At 54.6% G+C, this 12,306-nt stretch carries 18 protein-coding genes; 6 read left to right on the forward strand and 12 right to left on the reverse strand.

Annotation, left to right across the window (positions count from 1 at the left end; translation table 11 throughout):
* Positions 1–47: 47 nt before the first annotated feature.
* The 3 genes from map to FQK12_RS05665 form a co-directional block, all read right to left on the reverse strand.
* Complete coding sequence (map, locus tag FQK12_RS05655; protein ID WP_004850994.1) at positions 48–827, reverse strand: type I methionyl aminopeptidase; 780 nt, start codon at positions 825–827, stop codon at positions 48–50.
* Positions 808–1,026: a ParD-like family protein gene (locus FQK12_RS05660; RefSeq protein ID WP_004102160.1), complete on the reverse strand. Its 219-nt coding sequence runs from the start codon at positions 1,024–1,026 to the stop codon at positions 808–810. Before FQK12_RS05660 ends, map begins: the two co-directional genes overlap by 20 nt.
* 113 nt (positions 1,027–1,139) lie before the next feature.
* Positions 1,140–1,607, reverse strand: a complete 468-nt coding sequence (locus FQK12_RS05665; protein WP_014229412.1) for a winged helix-turn-helix transcriptional regulator — start codon at positions 1,605–1,607, stop codon at positions 1,140–1,142.
* Between the two features lie 61 nt (positions 1,608–1,668).
* On the opposite strand from FQK12_RS05665, the gene FQK12_RS05670 reads away from it, so the two are divergent.
* Positions 1,669–1,899: a tautomerase family protein gene (locus FQK12_RS05670; RefSeq protein ID WP_014229413.1), complete on the forward strand. Its 231-nt coding sequence runs from the start codon at positions 1,669–1,671 to the stop codon at positions 1,897–1,899.
* 105 nt (positions 1,900–2,004) lie between these two features.
* Here FQK12_RS05670 and FQK12_RS05675 read toward each other — a convergent pair whose 3' ends face one another.
* Complete coding sequence (locus FQK12_RS05675; RefSeq protein ID WP_014229414.1) at positions 2,005–2,673, reverse strand: class I SAM-dependent methyltransferase; 669 nt, start codon at positions 2,671–2,673, stop codon at positions 2,005–2,007.
* Positions 2,674–2,744: 71 nt separating this feature from the next.
* The gene (locus FQK12_RS05680; RefSeq protein ID WP_014229415.1) at positions 2,745–3,632 is read right to left on the reverse strand and encodes a LysR family transcriptional regulator; all 888 of its coding nucleotides are present in this window, start codon (positions 3,630–3,632) and stop codon (positions 2,745–2,747) included.
* A gap of 97 nt (positions 3,633–3,729) precedes the next feature.
* On the opposite strand from FQK12_RS05680, the gene FQK12_RS05685 reads away from it, so the two are divergent.
* On the forward strand, positions 3,730–4,785 hold the full coding sequence (locus tag FQK12_RS05685; protein WP_014229416.1) for an SDR family oxidoreductase: 1,056 nt from the start codon (positions 3,730–3,732) through the stop codon (positions 4,783–4,785).
* Positions 4,786–5,025: 240 nt separating this feature from the next.
* A complete protein-coding gene (locus FQK12_RS05690; protein ID WP_071881757.1) occupies positions 5,026–5,106 on the forward strand; it encodes a helix-turn-helix domain-containing protein in 81 nt (26 codons plus the stop codon).
* Here the strand turns inward: FQK12_RS05690 and FQK12_RS05695 are convergent.
* The 7 genes from FQK12_RS05695 to FQK12_RS05725 are packed head-to-tail and all read right to left on the reverse strand — an operon-like array spanning position 5,103 to position 10,407.
* Positions 5,103–5,858 carry a GntR family transcriptional regulator gene (locus FQK12_RS05695; protein ID WP_004851009.1) on the reverse strand — a complete coding sequence of 252 codons (756 nt, stop codon included), beginning with the start codon at positions 5,856–5,858 and terminating at the stop codon, positions 5,103–5,105. The genes FQK12_RS05690 and FQK12_RS05695 overlap by 4 nt on opposite strands.
* 14 nt (positions 5,859–5,872) lie before the next feature.
* Positions 5,873–6,613, reverse strand: coding sequence for a sugar isomerase domain-containing protein (locus FQK12_RS05700; RefSeq protein ID WP_014229417.1), 741 nt, complete (start codon positions 6,611–6,613; stop codon positions 5,873–5,875).
* Positions 6,614–6,629: 16 nt separating this feature from the next.
* Positions 6,630–7,940, reverse strand: coding sequence for a PTS ascorbate transporter subunit IIC (locus tag FQK12_RS05705; protein WP_004851013.1), 1,311 nt, complete (start codon positions 7,938–7,940; stop codon positions 6,630–6,632).
* Entirely contained in the window at positions 7,937–8,224 is a 288-nt protein-coding gene (locus FQK12_RS05710; protein ID WP_004851015.1) for a PTS sugar transporter subunit IIB, read from the reverse strand. The genes FQK12_RS05705 and FQK12_RS05710 overlap by 4 nt, the downstream gene beginning before the upstream one ends.
* Positions 8,225–8,249: 25 nt before the next feature.
* Positions 8,250–8,693 (reverse strand): PTS sugar transporter subunit IIA, encoded by a 444-nt coding sequence (locus FQK12_RS05715; RefSeq protein WP_014229418.1) that lies wholly within the window; start codon positions 8,691–8,693, stop codon positions 8,250–8,252.
* Positions 8,686–9,426, reverse strand: coding sequence for a creatininase family protein (locus FQK12_RS05720; protein WP_014229419.1), 741 nt, complete (start codon positions 9,424–9,426; stop codon positions 8,686–8,688). The genes FQK12_RS05715 and FQK12_RS05720 overlap by 8 nt, the downstream gene beginning before the upstream one ends.
* 9 nt (positions 9,427–9,435) lie before the next feature.
* The gene (locus FQK12_RS05725) at positions 9,436–10,407 is read right to left on the reverse strand and encodes a phosphotriesterase (protein WP_014229420.1); all 972 of its coding nucleotides are present in this window, start codon (positions 10,405–10,407) and stop codon (positions 9,436–9,438) included.
* 441 nt (positions 10,408–10,848) lie between these two features.
* Between FQK12_RS05725 and FQK12_RS05730 the strand changes: the two genes are divergently transcribed.
* From FQK12_RS05730 to FQK12_RS05735, 3 genes are read left to right on the forward strand one after another with little or no spacing between them, the layout of a single operon-like run.
* Positions 10,849–11,541, forward strand: coding sequence for a hypothetical protein (locus FQK12_RS05730; protein WP_014229422.1), 693 nt, complete (start codon positions 10,849–10,851; stop codon positions 11,539–11,541).
* Between the two features lie 2 nt (positions 11,542–11,543).
* A complete protein-coding gene (locus FQK12_RS27860; RefSeq protein WP_310742464.1) occupies positions 11,544–11,714 on the forward strand; it encodes a hypothetical protein in 171 nt (56 codons plus the stop codon).
* Between the two features lie 60 nt (positions 11,715–11,774).
* Complete coding sequence (locus tag FQK12_RS05735) at positions 11,775–12,254, forward strand: Hcp family type VI secretion system effector (protein ID WP_014229423.1); 480 nt, start codon at positions 11,775–11,777, stop codon at positions 12,252–12,254.
* The last annotated feature ends 52 nt before the right edge of the window (positions 12,255–12,306 follow it).

Raw genomic sequence — 12,306 nt, forward strand, 5'->3', positions numbered from 1 at the left:
GCTGTCTGACAGGTTTCACTGCCCGGGCGTGAAACCTGTTGTTTGGGCTACTCCGGGATCGCTTCATCTTTACGCAGGGTCAGGACCTCGAATCCATCCGCGGTGACGGCGACGGTATGCTCCCACTGCGCGGACAGTTTTTTATCGCGGGTGACCACCGTCCAGCCATCTTTTTTGGTTTTAATCCGGCTATCGCCCTGGTTCACCATCGGTTCAATGGTAAACACCATCCCCTCCTTGAGCACGGCGCCGGTGCCGGGTATGCCGTAATGCAGCACCTGGGGATCTTCGTGCATCTCTCTGCCGACGCCGTGGCCGCAGTACTCCCTGACCACGCTGTAGCCGTTACCTTCGACATAAGTCTGGATCGCATGGCCGATATCGCCCAGCGTCGCGCCCGGCCTGACGACCTTGATCCCTTTCCACATCGCTTCGTAGGTTTTCTGCACCAGCCGACGGGCCAGCGGTGAAACCTCGCCAATCAGATACATTTTGCTGGAATCGGCAATCAGCCCCTCTTTTTCCAGCGTAATATCCACATTCACAATCATGCCGGATTTCAGATGCTCGCTCTCCTTTGGCATACCGTGACAAACCACTTCGTTGATCGACGTATTCAGCACGTAGGGGAAATCATACTGCCCTTTGCTGGCCGGGCGCGAATGCAGATCGTTGACGATAAAATCCTCCACCCGGTTGTTGATGGCCATGGTGGAGATACCGGGCTGAATAAAGGTATCCAGCATGTCGAAAACCGAGGCCAACAGCTCACCTGCGCGGCGCTGTCTGGCCAGCTCGTCCGCGGTCTTAATGGGAATTGATAGCATTGATCACCTCCAGCAACCGGTCAGAGCCGGACTTGAGCATCATCAGCTTAATTTGCTGATGGTTAAGTTCGGGATAGAGCTCGCTCATCATACCCAGACGGATCCAGTACTCCGCCTGCGCGTTGACCGAACGCGACATCGCCTTGCTGGCGTCACGAATATCGTCGTGCAGCAGGTCGGAAATTTTTACAATGCCCATTTATACGTACCGTAACAATTTATATATGTTTCGTATATTACGCCTCCCCGCTCAAGCAGACAACGTTTGTCGTCAGAAAGCAGAAAATGGGGTTGCGGTTTTTGTCGCCCGCGCTACGGCTGGTTAAGGTTCAGAGCCACTATCTGGATGTTACGAGGTTCAACGACGGTGCCTTTCGTCGTCACAAATGCATTGTGGACGACGTCCCCGCTCTCTTTATCCACCAGCGCAATATGCGGTTCATCATGCAGGATATTTTTATGCCCCCACGCCATCAGGGAAAACAGGATCGGCGCCAGGCTGCGGCTTTTTGGCGTAAGGATATACTCATAACGTTCGCGCACGCCTTCTTCCTGATAAGGCGTTTTGCTCAGTAAACCCAGTTCCGTCATTTTCTTTAACCGGTTTGCCAGCGTCTGCTTAGGCATTTTTGTATGCGAGCGGATCGTTTCAAAGCGCGTCACGCCGTAGAAAGCCTCTCTTAAAATCAACAAAACCCACCGATCTCCCAGGATTTCCGCTGCCGCAGAAAGCCCGCAAAGCTCCGGTAATAGGTAGGCAACTGAATTATTTTTTGACATGTCCGCTTTCGCTCTTTAATCTGAGTATGAATTTTAGACCTAGCTTACCAAGGAGAATACAATGCCCTTCGTCAATGTACAAACCATTAAAGGAATAATGAACCCGGAGCAAAAAAAAGAGCTTTTACGCCGCATGACCGATCTGATTGTCGAAATTGAAGGGAAAGGCGATCCCGAGTTCCGCCGTTCAGTCTGGGTTCGCATTGATGAGCATGAGCCGGAACAGTGGAGTCTGGGCGGCATACAGCCCACGGCTGAAGCGATCGCGGCAAAATTTTCGTCTGCTCAATAATCCTGCAAGGTCAGGAGCCTGGCACCGTCGCTGGCGGCCGAACGTTCACGTTTACCCATAAGCTTCCCGTCCGCTCCAGGCCAGAGCGGACGGGAGGCGTGAAGGTTAATCGACTCTGCATACCACGGTGGCATGATCCCACCATGCGTTCTCATTAATATTCACCTCAAGAACCGTAAATTGCTCCGCCCGAATCTCGTCCAGCAGGGCCTGGAGCGGTCGCAACGTACGCCATGGTTTGCCCTCTTTAAGTAAATGATGGCGGATAGGATCGTACGCGAGAATATCCTCGGGATGACGCGGGGTTCCGCACATGGAGCCGATCACCAGCCGTCCTCCGGGTTTCAGTAATCTTCTGACTTCGGCAAAGCAGAGGTGGCGGGCATCATCAATCAGGCAATGCACACAGCTGCCATCAACAATGAGCTCAAACGTCGCATCCTGACACTGATGAATATGGCAGACATCTCCGACGAAAAAATTTGCCGGGAGACCCGCTTGCTGAAAACGATTTTGTGCCCATCGGATCGCGGTTTCGGACCAATCTATCCCCCACACCGAATAGCCTCGTTCCGCAAAATACTGCGCGGCCATCGCGCCATTCCCGCACCCCAGCTCAAGGACAGGCGCGCCGGGTTGGGGGAAATAGTGCTGTAAATGAAGCCAGCTAAAAACGCGCTCCTGTTGTTCTTTGGCCCGGAAATAACCTTCGCCAGCCCAGGCGATAGCGCCATTTGCCAGCAACTGCCGATACTCTTTTTCATAGCGGTTCATAATCAAGACGCCTTTGTCAGCAGCAACGCTCGTCACTTTACGCGCGGTAGAGGCAGGAGAAAAACCAACCGTCAGACACGCTCCGTCATCTCAGGCAGCAATTGTTCAATCACGTCGATAATACTTCTTACCCGCGGTGGGATAAAGCGGGCGTCAGGGTAGACCGCATAGAGAAAGCGATCGGGTAATCGCCAGGCGGGTAATACCGGTACCAGCCTGCCGGACTGCAAAGCGTGGGCCGCAAGGGGTAACTGCATGCCGCCGATACCGATGCCGGACTCTAGCGCCTGCAGCAGCGCTTCGCTGGTGTTGGCACGGAAGACGGTATTCACTTTCATATCAACCGTTTTATCACCCGAGACCAGCCGCAGCGGCGCGTCCTGCGCGATGCCGCTGAACCGCACGTGCGGGTGGGCGGCCAGCTCGCTGACGGCATGCACCGTTTTAAAACCGGGGGCGGCAAAGAGCGCGGTTTCAATACGCGCCAGCACGCGCGCCGCACTCCCCGGCTGCGGTTCACTGCTCAACCGCAGCGCGACATCCACTCTTTCAGCAACCAGATCGGCAATGCGGTCATCAAGGGAAAGGGTCAGACGCAGCTCGGGGTGCATTTTCTGCAGCGCCAGCAGATGCGGCAAAAAGAGCTGCCCGAGGCCGCTCGGCAGCTGCACGTGCACCCGGCCTTGCCACTGGCGATCGGTTGGCTGTAAGCGCCTTTCCGCTTCATGCATCGCTTCCAGCAAAAGCTGCATATCGCGCCGGTAACTTTCCCCCTGCTCGGTCAGCGCCATCGCACGCGTGGTTCGGTGCAGCAACACCACCCCAAGCTCCTCCTCAAGCGCCGCGATCTGCTGACTGACGGCGGATTGTTTCATCCCGCACTGGCGGGCTGCCGCGGAAAAGGATCCCGCTTCTACCACGCGCAGGAAGGTGGCAATGGCGTTGAGCTTATTATTCATTTAATGATTCTGCTTATAAGTGCCATCAGTTTTACGGGATATGCGTGAAAAAAATAATATACCACACTGCCTCTGTCACCCACCCTGGAGAAGCAACGTGAATAAGATACCGCAACCCAAAGTCGCCCTGGTCGCCGGCGCCAGCGGCATTATTGGCAGAGAGCTGGTGAAAACGCTGTTACGCAATCGCTGGGAGGTTATCGGCCTCAGCCGCCATGCATCGTCCCACCCGGAAAACATTCCCTTCATTCACGTCGATTTACTGGATGCGCAGCACAGCGCGCAAAAACTGCATTCGCTCAACGGCGTCACCCACATTTTTTACAGCGCATGGGCCAACGCCGGGAACTGGGCGGAAATGGTTGAACCGAACGTCACCATGCTGCGCAACCTGGTCAGCAACATCGAGCAAACCGCACCGCTACGGACGGTAAGCCTGATGCAGGGATACAAAGTGTACGGCGCGCATCTTGGTCCGTTCAAAACCCCGGCGCGTGAAAGCGATCCCGGCGTACCCGGGGCCGAATTTAACGCCGCTCAGCTCACCTGGCTCAGCCATTTCCAGCGCGGAAAAACGTGGCGCTGGAACGCGATCAGGCCGGGCGTGGTCGGCAGCACGGTGCCCGGCAACGCCATGAATCTCGCACTCAGCATCGCGATCTATGCTTCGCTATGTAAAGCGCAGGATCTACCGCTGCGTTTCCCCGGTTCGGAAAAAACCTGGCACAGCATCGTCGATCACACTGACGCCGGGTTGCTGGCTGATGCCACGCTGTGGGCCGCAACCTCGCCAACGGCGCAAAACCAGGCGTTCAACGTCAATAACGGCGACATCTGGCGCTGGTGCGAGCTGTGGCCGCGCATCGCGAGCTGGTTTGAACTGGCATCCGCCCCGCCGGTCGGACTGTCATTTCACCAGCTGTTTGTGGATTACCGCGCGTACTGGCGCGAACTGGCCGGGCAGAGTCTGGTGGAAGCGGACATCTTAAGGCTCAGCGACGGTAAATTTGCTGATTTCGTCTTTGGCTGGAACTACGACATGTTTGGCGATGGCAGCAAACTGCGCCGGGCGGGCTACACTGAAATGCAGGCCACCGACGACATGTTTTTCCGCCTGTTCGCACAGCTGAGAGCCGCTCGCATTATCCCCTGAAACAGCATGCTTTAACCGTCAGCCGGCGTCGCGCGAGCAATCCACGATTCAGTTTTTCGCCTCTTCCTCGCGCGCTCTGGTATCCGGGGTAATGATTATTCCAGGACGTAAAAAAGCCGGGTTCTCCCGGCATCATGATTTACCAACCATTTTCTGCGTATAAATACCAAACGTAGTGGATGATACTACTCCAAATTTCAGCATCCTTATGCTTCTGATGATTTCAGAGTACAGAAAGGTATCCGCTTCGATACGCTGGCAAAAATCTGCCAGGCGCTGGAGTGCCAGCCAGGCGATATTCTCGCCTGGGAGGCGGATTAACGCCCTTTCTCGATCGTGCAGGCCCACTGCTGGCTCATGCTGCTCTGGCTGGTGGCGATTTGCAGCGACAGGCTGGCGTCAAGGGTATGCGTGACGCTGTATTCAAGCACCACATCATCCAGATCGCGGGCGACGCGCTCAATGCGAAACAGAGCCTGGCCGGGTTCAATATTGAGCAATCCCGCCGTGCGGCTATCGCAGCACACCGGCGTATAGCGTTCCGTGGCGTTGGCCGGCGAGTAGCCGAACGTTTCCCGCAGCTGCTTATACAGCGATCGGCTGCCGTCCACGTGGCTCAGATCGTTATAGATACGGCCATTAAGCCAGGTCAGCACATGGCCAACCGGCCGGTCGCCCTGCACTAACAGCCGCTCCAGACGCATCAGCTGGCAGCCTAAATCCAGCCCCATTTGCTCCGCCACCTGGCGGTCGGCCATGGTCGAAATCAGCGACAGAACTTCCACGGCTATCTCCCCCGGCGGAGCAAAGGTGGTCAGTACGTCCGGGAGGTCGGTGTAGTATTTCTGCAGCGCATCGCGGTTAATAAACGTCCCTTTACCCTGTTCGCGGTACACCATGCCAATACTGGCCAGCGAATCTATCGCCTGTTTGATGGTACCGCGCGCGACCTTAAACTCCCCGGCGAGCAGCAGTTCGCCCGGGAGTTTATCGTCATAGGTAAAAGAGAGGATCCGCTGCAGGATAACGTCTTTTATCCTTAAATAGAGAGGGAGTCCATCCGACTCAAACATACTTGTGCTCCAACTCAGAGGTAGTGTATCTGGCTCCTGTAAGCGCTAAGTATATCCTGATTTATCTCCTGATTACCGTCTATGTTTGCGCTGGCGAGAATGGGCGGCGTGCGCGCATTTTCCAGCATGATTTCGCAAATACGTAATACCAGGCTGTTGGCGATGGTCGCGCCCATGATGGTGGAGAGCGGCGCGGCTTTCTGCGCCATCCCCGGCAGGCTCACCGCCGCATCGCCATACTCGCAGTGGTTATCAATGGTGATATCGGCCACATCCACCAGCAACTTGCCGCTGGAGTGGCGCGACGTCACGCGCGCCGCCGTCGCCAGGCTGGTAATCGCGATAACCGTTGCGCCGCACGCTTTCGCCGCCAGCGCGACATCAATGGTAATCGCGTTGCGTCCCGACACCGAATGGATCAGCAGCGTATCTTCAGCCCTTAGCGGCGACTGCTCCACCAGTACCCGACCGAAGTGCTCCACATTTTCCACCGCGCTGGTGAGGGTTAACGGCCTGACGTTAAGCATCAGCGCAGGCGTAAAAAGCGGATTGACGATGGCCAGGCCGCCCGCGCGATAGCTCATCTCCTCCGCCAGAATCCCGGCGTGGCTGGCGCCAAAGACGAAGATGTTGCGCTGCCCCATAATGCTGTGGGACATGATTTCCGCCGCCCGGGTGAGTTCATCGGGGCGCTGCTCAAGAAAAGCCAGCTTCTGGCGGATCTGACTGTAGTACTGTTTCAGGGCCTGACTCATAGACTTCCTCCCGATATCAGAACGCCAGCAGGCGGGTCAAAAGATGAATGACTGGCGCGAGGACAAACATATCGCTGTCGCCTGCCCATAGCGCGGTATCTGGGATCGTATTGTCGATAAAACCGGTGACGCAGAAATACTGCCCCCAGGCGACCACGGTCGAGGTGATAAACCCCGCCAGCAGAGCGCCTTTATAGCCTCCGGTAATATTGCCGAAGACCCCCGCCGTACCGGCGTGAAAGAAAATCACAATCATGCTGGGAATAAAAACGTAGCCGGTATAGCGGCCGATCAGGGTCAGCCACAGCAGCGAGCCGACAAAAGCGCCGACAAACCCCAGCACCACCGCGTTTGGCGCAAAGTTAAACAGTATCGGGCAGTCCAGCGCCGGTTTTGCGCCGGGCACCAGCCGCGAGCCGATGCCGTTAAACGCCGGCACCATTTCGCCAATAAACATCCGTACGCCGAGCAGCACGACGGCAATGCCGCCGGTAAACATCAGCGATTGTTTGAGGGCATAGATGTAGAAGCTCAGGTCGCCGGATTGCGCCAGGATCTCCGCCGCTTTCGGCGTACCTTTAATCTGCAGAATAAAGGTGCCAATAAAGAACAGCAGCGCCATGGTCAACGCCGTCACCACGTTGGAGTCGCGCAGGAAACCCAGCTTTTTAGGGACTTTGATATCTTCGGAGCTGATTTTGTTGCGGGCGAAAATCTGGCCAAAAATCGCCCCCAGCAGCGCGACGGAGGCGGAAGTATGCCCCAGCGCCACGTTGTCGTTGCCGGTGATTTTCCGCACCCAGGGCTGAACCAGCGCGGGCTGTAGGGTCCAGTAGAGCCCCATAATCACCGTTAGCATCAGCGTCAGCTGCACCGCTGAAATAGCGGGCTCGGTGTTCACCATCACCCCGGCAAAGATCATCGTCGTCCAGAACATCATATGTCCTGTCAGGTAGATGTATTTAAAGCGCGTCAGCCGGGCCAGCAGCAAATTGATGGCGAATCCGCCGGCAATGGCGATGGTCACGCTGCTTCCGTAGCGTTCGCTGAAGCGCGCCTGGCCGATAATATTGGTCAGGTTCATGGAGCTGAGACCGAAAACTTCGGTCCAGATCGGCTGAAATATCAGCAGCGCGGAGACGATAATCCCGGCCCCCGCGCCGATGATCAGAAAGCCCAGAATGCCTTTCAGGGTGCCGGACACAATGTCCGCCAGCGATTTCTTTTGCAGCACTAGCCCCAGCAGCACAATCAGGCCAATTAAGATCGACGCTTCACCAAATATATTGATGGTGATCCAGCGCAGCACGCCAAGAAACTCGCTCATGACGGCTCTCCTGCGGGCAGAATTTTCGCCTGGGTCAGCGCCGCGGTGATTTCGGCGTTATCGATATAGTTGTTCACCACCACCACCGGACAGGACAGATGCTTAAGGTTGTCCACCAGCTCCGCGTTGGTTATCACCACATCGGCGTTGGCCGAAGCGGCGGAAGAGACATCCATATGTTCCACCGAGGCCTGAATCCCGTGCTGTTTTAACACCGCCTCAACGTTCATTTTTAAAATCAGGCTGGAGCCCATACCTAAACCACAGACTGTCAGAATTTTCATCGCTATTCACTCCGTGTTCATCACGCTACAAACGCTGCGAGCCGCTGGCTAACAGCCGATAAAGTTGTTCTGGATCGTTCGAATGCATCAGGGTATGCAGGTTATTTTCATCGCTGAGTACGGTCACGATATGCTGGATAAGGTGGATATGGGCATCGCTGCTGGTTGCCGAAAGCCCCAGCACCACCTGCACCGGGTCGTTTTCCGCATGACCAAACGCCAGCGGTTCACGCAGCCTGACCGCGCTGATCTGCGCTTTCATCGCCCCCTGCTCCGGGCGGGCATGCGGCAGCGCCAGCCCGGGGGCAATGACAAAATAGGGGCCCAGCTCGCGGTAGCTATCGACCATTGCCTGGACGTATTGCGGGCTACAGGCTCCCGCGCGGCACAGCGCGTTCCCCGCCTCGCGAATGGCCTCCTCAGGTGTAGCGGCCGGGCAGTCAACGCGTATCGCCTGACGCTCAATCATCGGAGGCTCCTTGGGTTAAGTGATGACGGATAGAGGCAAGCGTGGTCGCCAGCGCCCGCTGGACGAACGCGCGCCCTTTCTCTTCGCTGGCGGCAGTTGGATCGCCCAGCACCGCATAGTCAGAAAACTCGGTCCAGGGTATCGGCTGATAGCGAAAATTGTTCGGGAAAGTCGGATAGTGCGCGCGGGCGTTGGTCATGGTGACGAACTCCGGCGCCAGCGCCAGCATCAGCGAGGTTTCGACCTCATCAGCATGCATATAGCCGGGGTAAGCCACCGCGGTGGTTTGCCGTCGTTTTACCTCCTCCTCCATCCCCGCCCAGCTATAGCTAAGCAAGGTAATACCCTGCTCTTTTAGCTGCCGGGAGGCCGCTTTCATCGCATCAAAATTGCCGTAATGCGCGTTAATCACCGCCGTGGTGGTGATACCGTAGCTGGCCATGTTTTCCGCCAGCGACACCAGCAGCGACGTCAGCCGTTCATGACCGATATCAATCGCGCCCGCGTGGCCGCGCAGGGACCAGACCTGGCTGTAGGAAACGACCGGCAGGCTCAGGGCGCACTCGCCCAGCTGCTCGTCAAGCAGCGCGCAAAACCGCTCGGCCAGCAGGTTATCGGTATCCAGCGGCAGGTGGTCGCCGTGCGGCTCGACGGCGCCGAGCGGCAATAAGGCGATCCGCGCCTTTTGTAAAGCCCGCCGGGCCTCGCTTTCGTTTAAACGATGCAGCTTCATAACATCTCCTCAGGCAAAAGCGAGGTAACGCGCCGGGTTGTCGACGAAGAAATCATGCAGCAGCGCTTCGCCGTCAAACCCGGCTTCCCGGGCCTCGTCAATGAATCTTGGCCGCCAGTCGCTAAGGATAAATTTCAGCCCCAGCCCCCCTTTGCCGTAATGCGCGCTCATGGATTTACGGGCAAAATCGCCGCCGATTAAGATCTGCTTTTGATAACCGCGCTGGCAGAGCGCCAGGATGGCCTGGGTACGGATGTGCTCTGGGTGATATTTTATGCGGCTGATACCGTCGAAAGAGAGAAACGCCCCGGTGTTGGCGATCTGACGGTGCAGCCAGGGATCGGGGTTACGATCCATATGAGCAAAACATAAGCGGGAGAGATCCAGCCCCCATTTTTTAAAGAGCTGCGCCTGCTCGAGTCCCATCGTCCCCATTTCCGTATGGCTGTGCATCGGCGCCCCGGTGCGCTGCTGGGCGCGAACGATAACCTCCATGGTTTTTTGTTCCAGAGGGGAAATGGCGTTATAGCCGGTACCGCACTTCACCACGCCGGCCCGATGTTCGGTGCCCTCTATCCCCTCAGTGACCTCGCGACAGACATGTTCAACCAGTTCATCAACCTCTGAATGTGCAATCCATTCGGCGAAAGTTTGCGCGGAGCCCGGCCGCTTGCTGCTCCACAGAAAGCCTTTGTTAAAACCCGCAGTGGCGATAATGTGCAGCTGCTGGCGCTGCGCCATGGCGGCGACGGCTGCGGCCTGACGGCCATAATCCGGCGCGGTGGCGTCGTAGATGGCGTTACCACCCGCCCGGCGGAAGTCGCTTAATTCACGCTCTGAAGCCTGCGGATCGTCGAGTAACAGATCGTCATCCTGACGCTCGGCCCAATAGGGCGGAATACAGTAGATATGGTCGTGGCTGTAGGTGACGCCCAGCTGATTAGCGGAAATATCCCCGTTTAACGTTCGAATGATGCCCATGTTTCTTGCTCCCCGGAACGGATAAGAAGGTGCTTTCAACATAGGCGCGCCCCACTTGACCAGTCAAGTGATCAAGTTCGCATCCGTCATATAAAATTTCTATCTGTGAGCTCGGTAGATATTTAAAACGCGATAAGAGCGCACTACGCGACTGACTTCCAGGAAACAGAAATTATATCTGTAAGAGGATCGTGACGGGGACGGTATAAAGCTTTTCATACTTCAGTGAAAATTACGGCTGACGCTGGCTGCTATAAAGGGAATGGTAAAAATACCTTTCATGCTCCCGAACGTTCCCGTAATAAAACACTACCTAAAGGTTATGCCAGTGACTTCACGGACAAACAGGATGGGACTGAATTATTTTCCCTTTAACCATCGGAAGCTTTCGCTGGATAAAATTCAAAAACGGGATTTAATGAACACGATCAAGGAGCAGTGATGTTCTACAGGAATGAAGTGATCAGTTATTTACAGACGAATAAAATTCTTGCGTTAAAACTCGACCGTGCCTTAACGGGCGTCGAAAAAGCGGTATCAAATCAGATTGAAAGCATAGGCGCAGGCGCGATGCGTATGCTGTATTATACCTCCTGCTTTACTGATGAGTATCAGGATGTATGCCAGCAACAAAAAAACGAAGACCTTCGATTTAAACAAGGTGTTATTTATTTGTTGCGACATGGTAATCTCGTGTACGACTTGCTAAAAATATATTTTGAACAAATATTCAAATTTAAAACCAACGATCAATTGGAATACATTAAAAAAAAGCTTATGGCGGTTAATATCCATATTGCCGCCAGTTCACTGACAAGCGCGGGATTTGCTTTAGCAACAGCATCATTTGTCGCAGTAGGCACAAGACTCAGTCTTGAGTTCAGCGCACTGGCAGGGCAAAAAGCAGGTGGGATTGTAGGCGCTATTGCCATATACGGCGTTGTCCAGAAAGCGGTTAATAGTGCACATCGTCTTCACATGACTTATCCTGCTTACTACTCAGCGCTATACGCGAAAGAGCTGGAAATGATGTATTTTCTGATAGAACCTTTGTTTGAACGCGCCGAGGCGTTTAAAGCACAATGGGTATCGGATGATGAAATTGCAGATATCATCAGGAGGATGATCCAATAATTATGATGGATTTGATTAAAAGATTGCTCAGGCGAATATTTAGATCCCTGGTGTCGTATTATGGCCCCGCCGCGCTAACAATAGTATTTGCTTTAATTCAAGGTCTATGGTTTCCGGAGAGTCCTGCCTGGCTTACCCCCGTTTTTTTCTTATTTGTAATTTTTATTTTTTAACGATACGTAACATGGTAATTCCAGAAAATTATTACCCTCCTGAATATATAAGGAAATAGTATGTCTACACCCGCACATTTATGGCTTGAGGACGAAAATGGTTCTCCAATTATGGGTAGCTGTTTAATGCCGCTACGAATGGGATCTATCGAGTTAAAATCCTTCTCCCACGGTATCACTATTCCGGTAGATCCCAGTTGGGGAAAACTTACGGGTACCCGCGTTCACCGCCCTATCACGATAGTAAAAGAATTTGATCAGACAACACCGCTTCTGTATCGCGCAGTCTGCGAAGGCCGAACCATGAAGACGGCGACAATCAAAATGTATCGTATTCTCGAATCAGGTATTGAAGCCGAATATTTCAATATCATTCTGGAAAACGTCAAGTTTACAACGGTTGCACCGTACCTCTCTCCAAACGGTATAAGTAGTACTCATCTTGAAACGCTCGAATTGCGTTATGAGGCGATCACCTGGAAGTATACGGAAGGAAATATTATCTATCGTGATAGCTGGAACGATCGTTGCTGTGCGTGATGACAAAGGGTTTCACAGGAGGTCAAGGCTTCCTGTGAGCCTCACGAGGACA

The organism is Klebsiella sp. ME-303 (assembly GCF_007910085.1).
GTDB classification, from domain to species: domain Bacteria; phylum Pseudomonadota; class Gammaproteobacteria; order Enterobacterales; family Enterobacteriaceae; genus Klebsiella; species Klebsiella michiganensis.